Annotated in this window: 14 protein-coding genes; 5 read left to right on the top strand and 9 right to left on the bottom strand. The window is 69.4% G+C overall.

Translation table 11 applies throughout. From position 1 onward, the window contains the following. Nucleotides 1–7: 7 nt before the first annotated feature. The 4 genes from speD to ON29_RS18465 form a co-directional block, all read right to left on the bottom strand. Nucleotides 8–1,210, bottom strand: a complete 1,203-nt coding sequence (gene speD, locus ON29_RS18480) for an adenosylmethionine decarboxylase (RefSeq protein ID WP_040867858.1) — start codon at nucleotides 1,208–1,210, stop codon at nucleotides 8–10. An 8-nt stretch (nucleotides 1,211–1,218) separates the two neighbouring features. Further along, nucleotides 1,219–2,334, bottom strand: coding sequence for a type III PLP-dependent enzyme (locus ON29_RS18475; RefSeq protein WP_040867857.1), 1,116 nt, complete (start codon nucleotides 2,332–2,334; stop codon nucleotides 1,219–1,221). Nucleotides 2,335–2,497: 163 nt separating this feature from the next. Further along, nucleotides 2,498–4,996: a DEAD/DEAH box helicase gene (locus ON29_RS18470; protein WP_040867856.1), complete on the bottom strand. Its 2,499-nt coding sequence runs from the start codon at nucleotides 4,994–4,996 to the stop codon at nucleotides 2,498–2,500. 69 nt (nucleotides 4,997–5,065) lie between these two features. Next, nucleotides 5,066–6,010 carry a PAC2 family protein gene (locus ON29_RS18465; RefSeq protein WP_040867985.1) on the bottom strand — a complete coding sequence of 315 codons (945 nt, stop codon included), beginning with the start codon at nucleotides 6,008–6,010 and terminating at the stop codon, nucleotides 5,066–5,068. A 277-nt stretch (nucleotides 6,011–6,287) separates the two neighbouring features. Between ON29_RS18465 and ON29_RS18460 the strand changes: the two genes are divergently transcribed. Both ON29_RS18460 and ON29_RS18455 read left to right on the top strand, forming a co-directional pair. Beyond that, entirely contained in the window at nucleotides 6,288–6,992 is a 705-nt protein-coding gene (locus ON29_RS18460; protein ID WP_245549008.1) for a DUF5642 family protein, read from the top strand. Between the two features lie 445 nt (nucleotides 6,993–7,437). After that, nucleotides 7,438–8,517, top strand: a complete 1,080-nt coding sequence (locus tag ON29_RS18455) for a DUF4192 domain-containing protein (protein WP_051175347.1) — start codon at nucleotides 7,438–7,440, stop codon at nucleotides 8,515–8,517. Nucleotides 8,518–8,707: 190 nt separating this feature from the next. Here the strand turns inward: ON29_RS18455 and galE are convergent, their stop codons facing one another. Continuing rightward, nucleotides 8,708–9,688, bottom strand: a complete 981-nt coding sequence (galE, locus tag ON29_RS18450) for a UDP-glucose 4-epimerase GalE (protein WP_040867851.1) — start codon at nucleotides 9,686–9,688, stop codon at nucleotides 8,708–8,710. A gap of 3 nt (nucleotides 9,689–9,691) precedes the next feature. Continuing rightward, the gene (locus tag ON29_RS18445; protein ID WP_040867849.1) at nucleotides 9,692–10,378 is read right to left on the bottom strand and encodes an iron-dependent transcriptional repressor DtxR; all 687 of its coding nucleotides are present in this window, start codon (nucleotides 10,376–10,378) and stop codon (nucleotides 9,692–9,694) included. A 207-nt stretch (nucleotides 10,379–10,585) separates the two neighbouring features. Between ON29_RS18445 and ON29_RS18440 the strand changes: the two genes are divergently transcribed. The 3 genes from ON29_RS18440 (at nucleotide 10,586) to ON29_RS18430 (ending at nucleotide 14,979) form a co-directional block, all read left to right on the top strand. Further along, complete coding sequence (locus tag ON29_RS18440) at nucleotides 10,586–11,857, top strand: acetoin utilization protein AcuC (RefSeq protein WP_040867847.1); 1,272 nt, start codon at nucleotides 10,586–10,588, stop codon at nucleotides 11,855–11,857. Continuing rightward, a complete protein-coding gene (locus ON29_RS18435) occupies nucleotides 11,850–14,522 on the top strand; it encodes a bifunctional acetate--CoA ligase family protein/GNAT family N-acetyltransferase (RefSeq protein ID WP_040867845.1) in 2,673 nt (890 codons plus the stop codon). Before ON29_RS18440 ends, ON29_RS18435 begins: the two co-directional genes overlap by 8 nt. 154 nt (nucleotides 14,523–14,676) lie before the next feature. Beyond that, a complete protein-coding gene (locus ON29_RS18430; protein ID WP_040867843.1) occupies nucleotides 14,677–14,979 on the top strand; it encodes a DUF4333 domain-containing protein in 303 nt (100 codons plus the stop codon). A gap of 168 nt (nucleotides 14,980–15,147) precedes the next feature. Here the strand turns inward: ON29_RS18430 and ON29_RS18425 are convergent, their stop codons facing one another. From ON29_RS18425 to ON29_RS18415, 3 genes are all read right to left on the bottom strand, one after another. Then, nucleotides 15,148–16,116: a sigma-70 family RNA polymerase sigma factor gene (locus tag ON29_RS18425; RefSeq protein WP_040867841.1), complete on the bottom strand. Its 969-nt coding sequence runs from the start codon at nucleotides 16,114–16,116 to the stop codon at nucleotides 15,148–15,150. A gap of 195 nt (nucleotides 16,117–16,311) precedes the next feature. Then, nucleotides 16,312–17,829 (bottom strand): DUF7782 domain-containing protein, encoded by a 1,518-nt coding sequence (locus ON29_RS18420; RefSeq protein WP_083863737.1) that lies wholly within the window; start codon nucleotides 17,827–17,829, stop codon nucleotides 16,312–16,314. A gap of 233 nt (nucleotides 17,830–18,062) precedes the next feature. Beyond that, nucleotides 18,063–18,806, bottom strand: coding sequence for a VOC family protein (locus ON29_RS18415; RefSeq protein WP_040867839.1), 744 nt, complete (start codon nucleotides 18,804–18,806; stop codon nucleotides 18,063–18,065). Between the last annotated feature and the right edge of the window lie 142 nt (nucleotides 18,807–18,948).

The following is an 18,948-nucleotide window of genomic DNA, read 5'->3' as shown; positions in this document are numbered from 1 at the left end:
CCTCGGCCTAGACCCGCAGCGCGTGCGGTTCGATCGCGCCGCGCACCAGCGCCCGCGCGTCGATGGTCTCGGGCCGGTAGGGCAACCGCGCCAGACGATCGGTCATCCCGCCGACCGGATCGTCGACCGTGTCCACCAGCCCGAACAGGAACGACCACTCGTGCTCGTCGCTGCCGTAGTGCACGACGGTGCCGAACTGCTCGTGGAAACGCTCCCAGGACCGCTTCAGCGTCTCGTTGCGCCACATGGTCGCGCAGCCGGCCTGTGCGCACAGCACCCCGCCGGGCGCGAGCAGCGCACGACATCGGGACAGGAACTCCGCCTCGTAGAGCCGGTTGTGCTGCGCGTCCTCGACGCGCTCGTCCGGCAGGTCGATCACGATGACGTCGTAGCGGGTGCCCGCCTGCGCGGCCGTGGCCAGGAAGTCCCAGCCGTCGGCGTAATGCACCTTGATCGGTCCATCGCCCTCGACGGCGGCGGCCAGCTCGTCGCTGGAGTAGCCGTAGGGCAGGTGCCGGGCGCACAGCTCCACCTCGAGCTGGTCGATATCGACGTGGTCGACGTGGGTGGCGCCCGCGGCGACCGACATCTGACTGGCGACACCCTCGCCGGAGCCGATGATCAGCACTTTGTCCAGCTTCTCGGCCAGCACGAAGGCGGGGACCATCATCGCCTCGTGGTAGGTGAGCTGGGAGAACTCGGTGGACTGCCGGTCGTCGTCGGAGAACAGGCTGATGCCCTGCTCGGTCCGCGCGATGACCATGTGCTGGAACGGGGTGTGCGTGTCGACGATCACCTCGTGCAGGTCCCAGATGCGGGTCAGGCCCGCGCCCACCGGTTCCTCGATCCGCTGGCTGCCGTGTCCCCTGCGGATGACCTGCATGCGAACATCCTTGGGAGCCAACGCGTCCCGCAGTAGCTCGACCGCTTTCGACGCGCCGGCGCCGATGCTGCCGCAGGTGAACACGTCGACGAAGATGTCGCCGGACTCCGGATAAGTGTGAATCGAGGCGTGGGACTCCGACAACAGCGCGAGGACGGTCACCCCCTGCGGTTCGAACTTCTTGTGTACGACATCGCAGATGGTGACGCCCGCCGCGATCAGAGACTCACGCAACGCCGATTCGAGTCGTTCGAGATCGTCGCAGAGGTCTGCGTCGACACCACCGAACTCGGCCAGCACATGCCAACCGGTGAATTCCGCCGTCATGGGCAAACTCACTCTCGCTCAGCGCCCGAGACATGAACGGTCAAGGGCGGAAAACCATTGAATGACACCGACGAATAGCTCGCGGTATAGGCACCGGTGTCGAGGATTCGAACGCGATCACCGGCTCGCAACGTGGTCGGTAGGAGGACTCGCGTGCGTTGATACAGTACATCGTCGCCGTCGCAGGTCGGACCGGCCACCACCGCCTCGTCGACGGGGTCGCCGTCCCGGTCGGTGACGAACCGGTAGGCGATGTACTCGTTCTCCGTCTCGGCCATTCCGTTGTAGCGGCCGATGTCGAGATACACCCAGCGCCGTCCGTCCGGCGCGGTGCGGACGCCGACGACCTCGGCGTGAATCGTGCCCGCCGAACCGACCAGTGCCCGGCCCGGTTCGACGACCAATCCGGTATCCCCGGAAAGGAATTCGGCTGCGGCGTGCTTGACCACAGCGGCGATCTCGCCCAGCCCGGGCGCGGGGTCGGCGTAGGAAATCGGCAACCCGCCGCCGATGTTCACCGAACCGACCGCGATGTCCTTGTCGGCCAGCGCCTCGGCGATCCGGCCCGCCTGCTCGATGCCGATCCGCCAGGCGGCGGGGTCCAGTTGCTGGGAGCCGACGTGGAAGTACGGCCCCGCGACCACGAGCCCGAGGTCGCGGGCCCGGACCAGCAGCCGCAACGCCTCACCCGGGCTGCACCCGAACTTCGTGCCGAACGGTGTGCGCGACTCCGGCGCCGAGGCGAGGAACCGGCACTCCACCTCGGAGCCGGGCGCGTGCTCGGCTATGCGCAGCAGGTCGTCCTCGGTGTCGAAGGCGAAGCGGCGCACGCCCGAGGCGTAGGCCCGGGCGATATGCGCGGCCTTCTTGATCGGATTGCCGTAGCACAGCCGCTGCGGCGCCACCCCCAGCCCGAGGCAGAGGTCGATCTCGCCGATACTGGCGACATCGAATTCCGCGCCTTCCTCATCGAGCAGGCGCACGATCGCCGGCACCGGGCTCGCCTTCACGGCGAAACGGATCCTCGTCGCGGCGCCCGTGTCCGCGGACAGGGCGGCGTCGAGCGCGCGGAAATTCTGGCGGACACGCTCGGGATGGATGACAAGGTAGGGCGATTCGGGCATAGTTGATCTTTCGCTTGGGCAGCGGGGGAGAGAGTATCAGCGGCCCTTACCCAGAAACGAATCCGTCGAAACCTGGGTTCGCCACATGGTCGCGCACCTCCGTCCTCCTGGCGCGACGGAGCTGCTGACCTGCGTGGACATGGGGCCGATGGGTGATGCGGGCTCAGCCGGCGGACACGGTGACGTCATCGAAGACGACTTCGCCCGCGGCGTCGGACTCGGCGAGATCGACCACCGCGTCGATCGACCAGCCGTGCTCGCCCGCCGGGTCGTCCAGCACCTGGCGCACCTGCCAGAATCCGGGTCTTCGTTCCACCTGGAACAGTTGCGGACCTCGGGCGTCGGGGCCCGTGCCGATCCGCTCGTACTCCGCGTAGTAGTCCGCGAGCGCCTCGGCCCAATCCGGTCCGGGGCTCAGTTCGGCCAGGTCGTCCCAGCGTCGCAACGCGGCCAGTTCGACGCGGCGGAACATCGCGTTACGGACCATGACCCGGAAGGCGCGCTCGTTGGCGGTGATCGGGCGCACCGTTTCCGCGCCGAAGGCGAGCTGGTCGGCGTCGGTCTCCGCACCCGGGTTGGTCAGTTGCTCCCACTCGTCGAGCAGACTCGAATCCACTTGGCGCACAAGCTCTCCGAGCCATTCGGTGATGTCGTCGAGTTCCTCGGTGCGTGCCGACTCCGGCACGGTGCGCCGCAGCGCGCGGTAGGCGTCGGCGAGGTAGCGCAGCACCACGCCCTCGGAGCGGGCCAGCTCGTAGAAGGAGATCAGCTCCGCGAAGGTCATGGCGCGTTCGATCATGTCGCGCACCACCGACTTGGGTGCGGGCGCGAATTCCGACACCCACGGGTGGCCTGCGCGATAGGTCTCGTACGCCGGTTCGATCAGCTCGGCCAGCGGTTTGGGCCAGGTCACCTCTTCGAGCAGTTCCATCCGCTCGTCGTAGTCGATGCCGTCGGCCTTCATCTCCGCGATGGCCTCGCCGCGAGCCTTGTGCTGCTGGGCCATCAGCAGCTGGCGCGGATCCTCCAAGGTGGATTCGATGAGCGACACCACGTCGAGGGTATAACTCGGAGACTGTTTGTCCAGCAGGTCCAGCGCGGCCAGCGCGAACGGCGACAGCGGCTGGTCGAGGGCGAAATCGCGCTGCAGGTCGACGGTCAGGCGGGCGCGGCGGCCGTGGGCATCCGGTTCCGGCAGTTGCTGCACCACCCCGGCGTCGCGCAGCGCGCGATACAGCCGGATGGCGCGCAGGATGTGCCTGCGCTGGGCGGGACGCGGCTCGTGGTTGTCCTCGAGCAGGTGACGCATGGCGGTGAAGCAGTTGCCCGGCCTGGCGATCACGTTCAGCAGCATGGCGTTGGTCACCGTGAAACGCGACACCATCGGCTCGGGCTGCGCGGCAACCAAGCGGTCGAAGGTCTCCTCGCTCCAGGACACGAAGCCTTCCGGCGGTTTGCGCCGCTGTACCTTGCGCTGTTTCTTGGGATCGTCGCCCGCCTTGGCCAGCAGCCGGGTGTTCTCCACCTCGTGTTCGGGTGCCTGCACGACCACGGTGCCCATGGTGTCGTAACCGGCCCGGCCCGCACGGCCCGCGATCTGATGGAACTCCCGTGCCTTGAGCCTGCGGGTGCGTACGCCGTCGAACTTGGTCAGCCCGGTGAGCAGCACCGTGCGGATGGGCACGTTGATGCCGACGCCGAGGGTGTCGGTGCCGCACACCACCTTCAGCAGACCGTCCTGGGCGAGACGTTCCACCAGGCGCCGGTACTTCGGCAGCATGCCTGCGTGATGCACGCCGATGCCGTGCCGGATCAGCCGCGACAGGGTCTTGCCGAAGCCCGCGGCGAACCGGAACTCGCCCAGCGCGCCGGCGATCGCGTCCTTCTCGGCGCGCGTCGCGAAATTCACGCTGGTCAGCGCCTGAGCGCGCTCCAGCGCGGCGGCCTGGGTGAAGTGCACGACGTACACCGGAGCCTGGTGGGTGGTGACGAGTTCCTCGAGGGTCTCGGTGATCGGGGTGCGGGCGTAGGAGAATCTCAGCGGCACCGGCCGCTCGGTACCCGCGACGATCGCGGTGGAGCGGCCGGTCCGGCGCTCCAGGTCGCGGGCGAAGAAGTCGACCTCGCCGAGCGTGGCCGACATGAGCAGGAATTGAGCGCGGGGCAGTTCCAGCAACGGAACCTGCCAGGCCCACCCCCGGTCGGGGTCGGAATAGAAGTGGAACTCGTCCATCACGACTTGGCCGACGGCGGCGTCCGCGCCCTCGCGCAGCGCCAGGTTGGCCAGGATCTCCGCGGTCGCGCAGATGATCGGCGCCTCCGGATTCACCGCGGCGTCGCCGGTGACCATGCCGACGCGTTCGGCGCCGAACACCTCGCAGAGAGCGAAGAATTTCTCGCTCACCAGAGCCTTGATCGGGGCGGTGTAGTAGGTGCGCAGCCCCTGGGTGAGGGCGAAGAGATGCGCGCCGACCGCGACGAGCGATTTCCCGGATCCGGTTGGGGTGGCGAGGATGACGTTGGATCCGGATGCCAGCTCGAGCAGCGCCTCGTCCTGCGCCGGGTAGAGCGGGGTGCCCTGCTCGGCGGCCCACGTCCCGAACGACTCGTAGAGCGCGTCGGCGTCGGTCCCCGGGATGTCGAGCAGTTCGGTCAGATCCACTCCGACCACCCTACGGCCTCGCCGGCGGGCGGCCGTGCAGGGGCGACAGGGACTCGGCTGCCGCGCGGCTCAGTCCTGCTCGCCCTCGTCCTCGCCCTTGTCGCGGCTCTGCTCGGCGAGGAACCGCTCGAACTCCGCGCCCAGTTCGTCGCCGCTCGGCAACTCGCCGTCGCCGACCAGCAGGCTCGACTGCCGCTCCTGCGCGGTGACGAAGCTGTCGTACTGCCGTTCCAGGGCGTGCACCACCGTCTCCACCTCGGCGTTGCCCGCGATGTGCTCGTTGACCTGTTCACGCACCCGTGCGGCGGCCTCGCCCAGCGCGGCCAGCGGGAATTCCAGGCCAGCGTTGTCGGCGACGTTCTCCAGCAGCGTCTGCGCGGCCTCCGGGTAGGCGGTCTGCGCCAGGTAGTGCGGCACGTGCACGGAGAAGCCGACCGACTCGTGCCCGTGCTGCGCCATCCGGAATTCCAGCAGCGACGACGCGCTGCCCGGCACCTGCAACTCGCCGGGCCACCGCTGGTGGTCGGAGATCAGGTCGCGATCGGAGGAATGCGCGGTCACACCGAGTGGGCGGGTGTGCGGAATGGCCATCGGGATGGCGCTGAGACCGATGCTGCGGCGCACGCCGAGCTGTTCGGCGAGCAGTCGCACCGCGGTGGTGAACTTCTCCCAGCGTAGGTCCGGTTCCAGGCCCGCGAGCAACAGGAACGGGGTGCCCGCGGTGTCCCGCAGAGCCCAGAGGTTGAGTTCCGGCTCGGCGTAATCGGAGAAATGATCGGTCTTGAACGTCATGAGCGGACGGCGCGACCGGTAGTCCAGCAACTCGTCCACGTCGAACGAGGCGACCAGTTCGCTTTCGAGGCTCTCGCGCAGGTGCGTGGTCGCCAGCCGTACCGCGTGCCCGGCGTCGGTGAAACCCTCCAGCCCGTGCACCAGGACCGGGCCCGCGCCGTCGGCGGACGACAGCTGCGGAGCGGGGAACTCCAGTTCGTACATTCGCGACTCGTAGTCCATCGCGTACTCCTTCCTGCGCGGCTCCTGCGGCCCGGACGCGTACCTCACGCGCCAGTGTGGTTGCCTGCCCGATCGTTCGCCACCCTTGCTGGTGGTGCGAGACGAGCAGTCGTCCGGACCGGGGACCGCTGTCCATTGTCCCCCATGTCGTGGCGGTCATCGCGCACGGCCGGACACCGACCCGTACTCCGAGGCAACAGCATCGGTGGCTCGCGCATTCCCGGCCCGGCGGCGTGGCATCGCCGGCTGGACACCAGGAGTTTGGCACAGTGGGGGTGTGACCGTGGCGGATTCGAGGCGCATGCGGCCGGGCTGGGTGGCGCCCGTCGTCTGCGCGGTGCTGCTCGCAGGATGCGGGTCGACGGTACCGGGGCGCCCGGTCTCGTCGGTGCCCGCCACCGTGACCCGGCACGTGAGCGCCGAACTACCGACGCTGTTGCCGGATGCGAACCAGTTCCCCCCGCCCTATACGGCGGTGGTGCTGCCGCAGGAAGCCGTGGCCCAGGCGGCGGGCGATCTGGACGGCATGGGCCGCGGTGCGAATGTCCAGCCCAGCCGCTGTGCGCCGCCGAATCAGGACTTCGGCCCGGAGCACACCGCCATGGCGGTCGGCACGGACGACGCCACGCGTGCCACGCTGACCGTCGAATTGACGCGCACCGGCGAACCGTTGGCGGCCGTGCGCGCCCGGCTGGAGCAGTGCGGATCGGTGCGGGTGCAGCGAGCGGGCGCCGCCACAACGGTGACGACCGAGCAGGCTTGGCCACCGCCGATCGACGCCGACGACGCCCTTTCGCTGCGCAGGACCGTGCGGCCGGAGGCGGGAGGCACCCGGATGATCCAGTCCATGCGCACCCACGTCGCGCAGACCGGAGATGTGCGTGTCTCGGTGACGTATATGTCCTTCGCCGATGACCAACCGGATACCGCGGCATTGGATGCGCTGTTCGCCACCGCGGTGCGCAAAGTACGCGAGAGATAGCGGGCAGAGCCGGCACCGTAGCAGGCACCACCCACACGAATTCCGATACATCCGTCGTGCCGGTCGAGTCGTGCACAGTGTGAAGCGAATCCCCAGGGCGGCGGAATCGCCAGGTCGGCGGCGCGGGCCGGATAAAGCCGGGCCGCATGGTCGAAGCATGACCAATTCCGCGACCCCGTTTCCCGCTCCCGAACATGCCGATGCCGGCTATGCGGGCAAGGACGACACCTTCCGGCCGGGAACCGGCAGTCACCGTTCGTCGCCCTCCATCGTTTCTTCCGAGGCCGAGGTGTGCGTCTCTCCCGCCACCATGGTTACGCCGCACTCCTATTCGCATACCGCGCAGAGCGGAACAAGCGCAGGGGACCCCGGTGGCGCGGCCGGCGATGCCCGATGCCGTGATGAACCTCCGCCGTTCCGGGATACGCCCGATCACGTTGTGTGCGTGGACGACCCGGCGGAGTTGATCGCCGGGGTGCCCGCCATGCTGGGCTTCACCCCGGAACGATCGGTGGTCGTGCTCGTCCTCCGGCACGGGACGGCGGGTGGTGCGATAGTCGACGCGGTGGTGCGGTTCGATCTGGACTCGCCCAGCGGGCGGCGGGTACGGGGCGCGACATTGGCGGCGGCGATCGCGCGGATCTGCGCGCACGACGAGGCGGCCGAGGTCCTGGCCGTCGTCGTGGACGAACGCGCCGTGGAACCGGAGGCGGGCGCCGACCGGCCCGGCTGCGCGACCGGACGATTCGACGTGCTGGTCGGCTCGCTCGGCAGGAGGTTGGCGGCGTGCGACATCTCGCTCGGCGGAGTGTGGGCGGTGCGTGCGATCGCCGCCGGGCAGCGCTGGTGGACGTTGGCGGGGCCGCAGCGGCGCGGGGTGCTCCGGGATCCGGCGGCCTCGCTGGTGACGCTGACCCACGTGCTGGACGGCAGGCCGATCCGCGGTTCGCGTTCCGAACTCACCGCACTGGTCGCGCGGGACCCGCTCGCCCATGCCGAAGTGGCCGCGCATCTACCGGACGCGCTCGCCCGCGCCCGTGAACGCTATGCGCGGGCCGCGCGTCGCGGCGATCCGATCGGATACAGCAGGCAAGCGCTCGACCATGTGCTGTGGCAGATCGCCAACACCGCCTCGGGCGCCGCGCTGATGGCGCCCGAGCTCGCGAAAATAGCGGCAGCCCTGCGCGACAGGGCGGTGCGGGATTCGATGTTCGCCTTGGCCGTCGGTGACAACGCCGACGCGGCCGAGGCGGTGTGGGCCGCGCTGACCCGCTCGCTGTCCGGCGCCGATCGCGCCGAGGCCGCCGCTCTGCTCGGCTACAGCGCCTACGTCCGTGGCGACGGACCGCTGGCGGGCATCGCGTTGGAGGCAGCGTTGGAGGCGGACCCCGGACACCCGATGGCGATGCTGCTCGATACCTCGCTGCGCCTGGGCATGCGCCCGGAACAGTTGCGCAGGCTCGCGCACAGTGGCTACCGAACCGCCGCCGGTCTCGGTATCGACCTGGGCGCGCCGACATCGTGAAACCCGTTGTCCCACTTGTGGTCGACGAGTCCGCGATGCGTAGTCCGGCGAGCCGGGTGCCGAAGTGTTCCGACGACTCCGCGGTGCTTCGTCCGCATGCGCGGCGTCACAGCGGTCCGGGCTCGGGCATGGTGCCACGATCGTGACAGCCCGAGTCGGCGCCGGCCCGGCCCGGGCGGTGGGGGAGCGGTTATTTCGCGCTGTGCGCGCGGGGGCCGAGCGACTGGAGGAAAGCCCAGGCGTCGGTGACGATCTCGTCGAGATCGTTGTGTTCGGGACGCCAGCCGAGCTCGGTGACGGCACGTTCGCTGGACGCGATGAGCGTCGCCGGGTCGCCCGGGCGGCGGGGCGCGTCCTGCGCGGTGATCGGCAGGCCGGTGACGCGCTCGCAGGCCGAGATCACCTCGCGAACGGAGAATCCGGTGCCGCTGCCGAGGTTGTAGATCCGATGGGTCCCCGCTTCGGCGGTCGCCAAAGCCAGCAGATGGGCCTGAGCGAGGTCGCGGATGTGGATGTAATCGCGGACCGCGGTGCCGTCGGGGGTGGGCCAATCGGTGCCGAAGACCGAGATCGCCTTGCGATGCCCCGCCGCGACCTGCAACACCAGGGGGATGAGATGCGTTTCCACCACCCGGTTCTCGCCGAGGCCACCGTAGGCGCCGGCCACATTGAAGTACCGCAGGCTGGTCGCCGCCAGCCCGTGCGCGACCGCGTAGGAGGTGATGGCGTGGTCGATCGCCAGCTTCGACGCGCCGTACGGATTGGTCGGGCGGGTCGGAGCGTCCTCGGTGATCGGGACCTGCTCCGGTTCCCCGTAGACCGCCGCGGTGGAGGAGAAGACCAGCCGCGGCGTTCCCGCGCGCCGCATCGCCTCCAGCAGTTCGAACGTCTTCACCACATTGCCGTGCCAGTATTTCTCCGGCTGCTGCACCGACTCGCCGACCAGCGACTGCGCCGCGAAATGCAGGACTCCGTCGAAGGGTTCGGCGGTCAGCAGCCGGGGCGCGGCGACCGCGACGTCACCCTCGACGAATCGGGCCGCGGAAGGGACGCCGTCGGCATTGCCGGTGGACAGATCATCGACGACGACCACGTCGTGGCCGGCTTCCAGCAGGACCTGGGCGCAGACGCCGCCGACGTAGCCCGCGCCACCTGTGACGAGAAGTTTCACGCCTCAGGCCAGCTTCACCTGGACGGCGTGCGCCATCTCGTCGGGCAGTTCGAAGCCGTCGTGGCCGGGCACGGTGATGACCACCGACCCCTGTTTCGTCTCCACCGTGACGCGCGCGTCGGGGACCACGCCCGCCTCGCGCAGCCGGCCGATGACCTCCGGGTCGGTCTGGATGTGCTCGGCGAGCCTGCGCACGACGACGGCGTGCAGCTGGCCGTGCGGCAGATCGGACAGGCGCAGCAGCGTCTCCTCGGCGGAGGCAGGCGGGATGATGCCCAGCTCGTCCAGGCCGGGAATGGGGTTGCCGTACGGGGAGGTGGTGGGGTGGTTGAGCACCTCGACCAGGCGGCGCTCGACGTCTTCGCTCATCACATGCTCCCAGCGACAGGCCTCCGCGTGCACGTTCTGCCAGTCGAGGCCGATGATGTCGACGAGCAGCCGTTCGGCCAGCCGGTGCTTGCGCATGACCGCGACGGCCATGCTGCGCCCCTTGTCGGTCAGTTCGAGATGACGGTCCCCGGCAACCAGCAGCAAACCGTCACGTTCCATCCGCGCGACGGTCTGGCTCACGGTGGGACCACTCTGTTCGAGGCGCTCGGCGATCCGGGCGCGCAGGGGCACCACGCCCTCCTCCTCGAGGTCGTAGATGGTACGGAGATACATCTCCGTGGTGTCGACCAGATCCTTCACCTGTTACCCCTTCGTCGGCACGAATTCTACCCACGCACGACGGCACCCCCGTGTGCCGGATCGTGTCGCTCCACGCCGCGCACGACATTCCGGCGGCATTGCGGCAACCCGATCGGCGCACGGCAGGCGGCCATGAGCGTCTTTCTTGTATTTGTACTGCATAGGAACGTTTCGCGGGGTTCCTTGCTTCCCGCTAGCGTTGCGATCATGGCCACTGCACCGCGCGGCGAACCTCAGGCGCCGACCTCACCCGGGACGAGCCGGTCCGGAACCGTCGTCTGGAGCGAGCGGTTCCTGGATTACACCTGGACTCCGGAGCATCCGATGCAGCCGGCGCGCCTGAAGTTCACCATGGCGCTGGCCGGAAGTCTCGGATTGCTCGAGGGTGTCGAGCTGCTCGAACCCGCCACCGCCGGACGGCCGGACCTGCTGCGTATCCACACGCCCGACTACCTCGACGCGGTCGAACGCGCCGTGCCGCCGGTCGGTTCGCCGACCGCGCCGCCCTACGGGCTCGGTTCCCCGGACAATCCGGTGTTTCCCCGTATGCACGAGGCCGCGTCCACGATCGTCGGCGGCACCCTGGCCGCGGCCAGGGAGATCGCCGAGGGCCGAACCAAACGGGCGGTGAGCATCGGCGGTGGCATGCATCACGCGATGCCCGACTCGGCGGCCGGTTTCTGCGTGTACAACGACCCGGCGGTGGCCATCTCCTGGCTGCTGGATCACGGTTTCGACCGGATCGCCTACATCGACGTGGACGTGCACCACGGCGACGGCGTGCAGCGGGCCTTCTACGCCGACCCCCGCGTGCTGACCATCTCGCTGCACCAGCATCCGGCGACCCTGTGGCCCAACACCGGCTGGCCGGAGGAGACCGGCGCGGGTGCGGCGGAAGGCACCTCGATCAATCTGCCGCTGTTGCCCGGCACGCGGGATGCACAGTGGCTGCGTGGTTTCCACGCGGTGGTTCCCGGCGCGGTGGCGGCGTTCGGTCCGCAGATCGTGGTCAGCCAGTGCGGTGTGGACACGCATCGCGAAGACCCTCTGGCCGACTTGGAACTCACCGTCGACGGGCAGCGCGCGGCCTTCCGCGCCATGCGCGAACTCGCCGACCGCTATGCCGAAGGACGATGGCTGGCCGTCGGCGGCGGTGGATACGGTCTGGTCCGGGTGGTGCCGCGGGCGTGGACCCACTTGCTGGCCACCGCGTTGGACCGCACCGTCGACCCGGCGACGCCGATTCCGCAGGACTGGATCAATTCGGTCCGCGCGGCGGCGCCGCGAGCGGAGCCGCCGCGCACCATGGGCGACGGCGGCGACGTCGCCTACCGTCCGTGGGACGGCCCCGGCGGCACCGGTGAGACCGGTGACGCGCGGGCCGACCGTGCCCAACGTGCCGTCGACATGGCCGTGCTGGCCACCCGCCGAGCGACTTTCGGGTTGCTAGGTCTGGACCCGGAGGACCCTCGTGACTGATTTCCCCGATACCTCGGACACTCCCGCCACCCCGCCCCCGCCGCCGCAGCACTGGTTCGCCGACGTGCTGGCCTCCGACGGCGGCGTCGTCCGACTGCGCCCGATCACTCCCGGCGACGCCGAGCGGCTGCAGGAGTTCCACGGCGCACTGTCGGATCGCACCAGGTACCTGCGGTATTTCGGCCCGTACCCGCGAATCTCGCCGAGAGACCTGTACCGCACCACGCATGTCGACTATCACGACCGGGTCGGGCTGGTTCTCGAACTGGGCGAGGCGATCGTCGCGGTGGGCCGCTACGAGCTGCTGGAACGGGACGGGCCGCGGGCGGCGGAAGTCGCGTTCGTGGTCGCCGACGGGCATCAGGGACGCGGGTTGGGCTCGATCCTGCTGGAGCATCTGGCGGGTGCCGCCGCCGAGAACAAGATCGAGACCTTCGTCGCCGAGGTGCTCGCCGAGAACACCGTGATGGTGACGGTTTTCCGCGACGCGGGCTACCAGGTCGAGCGCAGCAGGGACGGGTCGGTCCTGCACCTCGAGTTCGCCATCGACCCCAGCGAAGCGCTGCTCTCGGTACGCGATTCGCGCGAACGCGCTTCGGAGGCCCGTAGCGTGGGCAATCTGCTCGCGCCACGGTCGATCGCCGTGATCGGGGCAACCCCCGCGCCTGGGCGAGTCGGCGGTGCGGTGCTGGCGAATCTGCTGTCGGGTGTGTTCCAAGGACCGGTGTTCCCGGTGAACCCGAACCGCAGATCGGTGCGCGGGGTGCGGGCGTACGCCACGGTCCGGGAAATCCCCGACGAGGTCGATCTCGCCGTGGTCGCGGTGCCGCCCGCGGCGATCGGATCGGTGCTCGACGACTGCATGGCCAAGGGGGTCAAGGGTCTCGTGGTGCTGACCGCGGGCTTCGCCGAGACCGGCGAAGGGGGTCTGGCAGCCGAACGCGAACTCGTGGCCGCGGCCCGCGGTCACGGCATGCGCGTGGTCGGGCCGAGCGCCCTCGGCATCGCGAACACCGACCCGGCGATCGGCATGAACGCGACCCTCGCCACGGTGTTGCCCGGGCGCGGACGGATCGGATTCTTCTGCCAGTCCGGGCCCTTGGGCGCGGCCATCCTGGGCGAGGCGGCGGCGCGCAATCTCGGTTTGTCGACGTTCGTATCGGCGGGCAACCGCGCCGACGTCTCGGGCAACGACCTACTGCAGTACTGGGACAGCGACCCGGCCACCGATGTGGTGCTGCTGTATCTGGAGAGCTTCGGCAATCCGCGCAAGTTCTCCCGGATCGCGCGCCGGGTGGCCCGCACCAAACCGATCGTCGCCGTGAGCAGCGGCCGTTCGGTCGCGCAGCCCGCGGGGGTCATGGACCGTTCGATCGTGCGGGATCTGTTCGCGCAAGCGGGCATCGTCCAGGTCGACTCGATCTCCGAATTGTTCGACTGCGCCGCGCTGCTGGGCTATCAGCCGCTGCCGCGCGGCTCGCGTCTCGCGGTCGTCGGCAACAGCACGGCGCTCAACTGGCTGGCCGTCGACGCGGCGCGGGGCGAGGGCCTGCAGGTCGGCGAGCCGGTCAACCTCGGCCCGCAGGCGACGCCGGGCGCGTACCTGGACGCACTGGTCGCGGCCCTGCGGTCGAATGAGACAGACTCCGTGATCGTGGTTTTCGCGCCCCCGGTGCCACTGCCGACCGCCGGTTTCGCCGACGCGATCCGGGCGGCGGCGGCCGCGGTGCCCGAGTCGGGCAAACCGATTCTCACGACGTTCGTCGCCGAGCAAGGAATCCCGAACCTGCTCGCGGTGCGCGGTCCGGGCGCGACGGCGGCGCACGGGTCGATCCCGTCGTATCCCGATCCCGAGCGCGCCGCGCGGGCCCTGGCGCGGGTGCGGCGATACGCTGAGTGGCGGACCAGGCCCGTGTCGCCGGTGGTGCAGCCGCAGGGTATCGACACCGACCGCGCGCGCCGATTGGTGGCCGACTGGATGGCCGGGTCGGGCGGTCGGTGGCTCACCGATCTGGAGACGGTGGAACTGCTGGCCTGCTACGGCATTTCGGTTGTGCAATTCCGTGAGGTACGCAGCGCCGAGGAGGCGGTGGCGGCCGCCGAGGAACTCGGCTATCCGGTGGCGGCCAAGGCGACCGGTGAATTGTGGCGGCGCAGGCCGGATCTCACGGGCGTCCGGCTCGATCTGTGGCGACCGGAAGCGGTGCGGCAGGGATACGCGGATCTGGCGGAGTTGTGCGGTGATCCCGTACTGCACATCCAGAAGATGGCGACGAAGGGAGTCGGCTGCATTCTGCGCGTGCAGGACGATCCCTCGTTCGGCTCGGTGATCGAGTTCGGCCTGTCCGGCCTGATCATCGAATTGCTCGGCGACCGCGCCTATCGGGCGCTGCCGTTGACCGCCGACGAAGCCACTGCCCTGATCGACGCGCCGCGGGCCGCACCTCTGCTGTCGGGCACTCCTGCGAGCCCGCGAGTGGACAAAGCAGCGTTGGCCGAGTTGGCCCAGCGCATTTCGGCCCTGTTCGACGATCTGCCGGAGATGCGGGAACTGTCCTTCGACCCGGTGCTGGCCTCGCCGACCTCGGCGGAGATCCTCTATGCGCGCGGTCGTATCGGCCCGGAGCCGAGTCGTTTCGATACCGGTCCGCGGCGGCTCGGCTGAGCAGGACGAGCCACCCCGGGTGAGCTGTCCCGGCGGAGTGGCGCGGCTGAGACGTCGGCTCACACAGGTCACCAGCGAGATGTCCGATAACGGACGATCCCTCGCACCGCGATGTGGGGATGCCATATTCGTCCTGAGAAAGGCCCAGCTCGCCATGAAGATTCGCAGCCTTGCCCTGTTGTCGTTGCTCGTGACGGCGCTGACCGCGTGTTCGGTCAGCATCGGTACGCCGAAAGTCGAAGAGGCCGATCTGGAGAGGTCGGTGAAGGATTCGCTCACCGAGAAGGTCGGGCAGGAACCCGACGCCATCGACTGCCCCGGCGATCTCACCGGCAAGGAAGGAACGACCATGCGCTGCACGCTGACCGCGGGCGGGGACACCCTCGGTGTGATGCTGACGGTGACCTCGGTCGACGGTGACACCGTGAAGTACGACATCGCGGTGGATCAGAGCTGAGCCCACCGGGCCGACTTGGGGGAAGTACGACACCGCCGACCGGTTCGCGCGACACCCGGAGGGGACGGGCACGCGCGCTTACCGGTCGGCGCGGAGAGGTGACCAGGGCGCAAACGGTCACCGAGCCGAACGCCGGCGCTGTCTCGACGCAGCCGGCGCCCGGGATGATCAGCTGGCGTAGGCGCGGAGCCGATCGGCCCGCTCGCCCTTGCGCAGCTTCGCCATGACTTCACGCTCGATCTGGCGCACCCGCTCGCGGGAGAGGCCGAAGAGCTTGCCGATCTGGTCCAGCGTGCGCGGCTGGCCGTCGTCCAACCCGAATCGCAGCCGGATGACCTGCTGTTCGCGCTCGTCCAAGGTGGCGAGCACGCTGCGCACATCGTGGTGCAGCAGGCCTGCGATGACCGCCGACTCGGCCGAGGTGGCCTCGGAATCCTCGATGAAATCGCCCAGCGGGGCCTCTTCGTCGTTACCGACCGGCATGTCCAGGCTCACCGGGTCACGGCTGTGGTCGAGCAGATCGGAGATCTTGTCGACCGGGATGCCGGATTCGCGGGCCAGTTCCTCGTCGGTGGCCTCGCGCCCCAGTTGCTGGTGCAGTTCGCGCTTGATCCTGGCCAGCTTGTTCACCTGCTCGACGAGGTGGACGGGCAGGCGGATGGTGCGGCTCTGGTCGGCCATACCGCGGGTGATGGCCTGCCGGATCCACCAGGTGGCGTAGGTGGAGAATTTGAAGCCCTTGGCATAGTCGAACTTCTCCATGGCACGGATCAACCCGAGGTTGCCCTCCTGGATCAGGTCGAGCAGCGGCATGCCGCGGCCGGTGTACCGCTTGGCGAGCGAGACAACAAGGCGCAGGTTGGCTTCCAGCAGATGAGACCGGGCGGCCTGACCGTCGCGCACGATGATCGCGAGATCACGCTTGCGGGTCGCCGACAGTCGCTTGCCGGTTTCCAGCAGATTCTGCGCGTAGAGGCCCGCCTCGATGCGCTTGGCCAGCTCGACCTCGTCGGCAGCGGTGAGCAGCGCGGTGCGGCCGATCCCGTTCAGGTACACGCGTACCAGGTCGGCGGCAGGGCTCTGAGCGTCGAGGTCCGAATCGCTGATGCGCACACGAGTGGTGGCGGGGCTTGTCATGACTTGCCTCCTGTCGGTGGTGTCTCACTCCGATAAACGGACCCGACAGAAAGAAAGTTCCCCGTTACGGCTGGCATAAACCGCTCTGAGCAGCGGTTTTCGCGCTTCTCGTCTGAGAAGTTCCTGAGAAGCACCGCAGCGCGGGGACAATCTCCCGCCAGGACCCGCACCGACCGGCGCGCGGTCGCCGTGTGATCACACGGGCCTGATCAATCCGTGCCGTACCAATCCGGTGACCACGGACAACGCGTCGGCCGCGAACTCGGCGCTCACCTGCTCGGATCCGTGCGCGAGCGCCAGCAGCTCGATCAGCTCGTACAACGGCAGGCCGTCGGCGTGCATTCCCGCCAGCAGTGCGATCGTGGCCTCATCCACTTCGTGCTGCCAGCGGGGCCCATCGCCGCGGTGCAACCGCGCCACCTCCGGCGCCCAGCCCTCGGCGCCCCGCAGATACACCCGTTCCAGCGCTGTCGCCGGGTCCACGGCGAAACGCGAAGACCAGGCGAGACTTTCGTCACGGGCGACAGCACGCAACCAGGCCGAGCGCTCGAAATACCGGACGGCCTCCTCGCCGAGCGGATCGTCGAAGCCGTGGGTGAGATCCTCGGCGAGCAGTTCGGTCGGCCCGTCGATGCTGCGCAGGTAGACGAAACCGAACCCGATTCCTTCGACGTCGGCGGCCTCGAAAGCGTCCAGCCAGCGCTCCGCGCGAGCCTGCGCGGCCGGATCTCGCGGATCCGCTCCCGCGTCCCGCAACCAGGTGCCCACATACAGGGCGGGATCGGCGACGTCACGTTGCACCACCCAGGCGTCCACGCCGTGCGCGGGCAACCAGGAGGAGACCCGCCCGCGCCAGTCCTCGTTCTCGGCATGGACCCATGCGGCGAGCATCGCGGCGGTGCCACCGGGGGCGAGCAGATCGGCGGCCTGCGCGATCACCAATTCGCTCGCGCCGTCGAGCGCGAGGCCGGAATCGCGATAGGTGTGCTCGACGCGCCCGGGACCCACCACGAAGGGCGGATTGGCCACCACCTGGTCGAAGCGCCTGCCCCGCACCGGTTCGAACCAGGAACCCTCCAGCAGTTCGATGTCCAGCTCGTTGAGCGCCGCGGTGGCCTCGGCCAGCCACAGCGCCCGGGGATTGACATCGGTGGCGGTCACGCGCCGCGCGTACGACGCGGCGTGCACCGCCTGTACCCCGCAGCCGGTGCCGAGATCGAGCACCGTGCCGACCGGCCGGGTGGGTGTGGCGCGCAGCAGCGAGAGAGAGGCGTGGCCGACACCGAGGACGTGCTCCTCGGTCAGGGTGCGCCGGTGCATCGAATCGTCGAGGTCGGACAGGACCCATCGGGTGCCCGCGCCCGCGTCCAGCGGCCGCAGGTCCAGCGCCGCCCGCACCTGGTCACCATCGCGGTCGAGCAGGCCCGCGGCGACCGCGCGGTCGATCGCCACGGGCGCGAGCGCCCCGGCCACCTCCCGTTCGGGCAGCGCGTCGCCGAGCAGCAGAAGGCGGATCAGCGTGCCCAGCTCTCCGGCCCGGCGTGCCGCGCGGCGCACCGGCACCGGCTCCGACCGGCCCAGCGCGGCGTGCGCGTCGCCGAGTACCTCCAGCAGGGTGTCGGCGTCGTAGCCCACCCTGGTCAGCGCGGTCCGCAGGTCCGGGCACAGCGCGGTGAGCAGCGATCCGGTGGTCGTCGATCGGTTCGTAGACACACCGGTACTCTGCCACCGCGACCACCGGGCGCGGATCGAGCGCCCACTGTGTCACGGGACCTCGACGTGGTGGACGTCCCCGTGACGGGCCTGTGGGATTGTCGTCCGTGCCGCTGTGCCGCTGTGCCGCTGTGCCGCTGTGCCGCTGTGCCGCTGTGCCGCTGTGCCGCTGTGCCGCTGTGCCGCTGTGCCGCTGTGCCGCTGTGCCGCTGTGCCGCTGTGCCGCTGGCCGATCAGACTCCGCTGGGATCGCGTCCGGTGACGCAGTACAGCGCGTCGGCCGGATCGCTCAGGACGATCCAGTGCTCATGACGCTCCACCACGGTCGCGCCGAGCGACTCGTGCCATGCGGCGGTGGCTTCGATGTCGCTCGCGGCCAGGTCGACATGCGCGCTGGTCGGGCGGTTCTCACCGAGGCGCTGCAACAGCAGCTGCACCGGTAACTGCTGTTCCTCGGAGCGCAGGCGGGCGAATTCCGGCCGCCTGCCGGGCTGGAAAGCCCACCCGGTCAGCAGCTTCCAGAAGCGGGTCTCCACCTCGTGGTCGAGTGGGCCGATGTCGAGGCACACCTGGTCGAGGCGCGAGAACGTGCCGTCCGCGGCCCGGACGGCGGGTGCGGGCGTGCTCCTCGCGCGGCCGCTGGGCGTCAGGCAGAACGTCTGGCCGCCGGGGGAGCGCAGCACGGCGTAGTCCGGATGGTTGGCGACCAGTTCCGCCCCGAGGTCCAGGGCGGTGCGGACGGCGGAGGGTATGTGGTCGACGTCCAGATCGAGGTGCACACCGCCCAGGCCGGTCACCGCTTGCATCTTGACGCTCGCCGCGGCGAACAGCGCGGGGTCGGGCAACAAGGTGAGGAACTCGTCGTTCGCACCGCGCCGAGGGGAGAGTTCGGTGCCGGTGACCGTGGACCAGAACTTCGCGCAGTCGTCGAAACGCTGTGCCGGGCGGTCCAGGAAGACCCAGATCCACCGAATCATGTGCACTCCTGTCTTGTCGCCCGCAACATCGGTGATCATGGTGCGCGAGGTCCCATGAGACCCTAGGTACGCGTGCGCGCCTTGTCGAGAAGATACCGGCGCGCCCGCGATTGGCACGAATTCGATGGTATGTGGCATTTCC

It is taken from the genome of Nocardia exalbida NBRC 100660 (genome assembly GCF_000308575.1).
Classification (GTDB): domain Bacteria; phylum Actinomycetota; class Actinomycetes; order Mycobacteriales; family Mycobacteriaceae; genus Nocardia; species Nocardia exalbida.
This window is presented reverse-complemented; position numbering and strand designations above follow the sequence as displayed.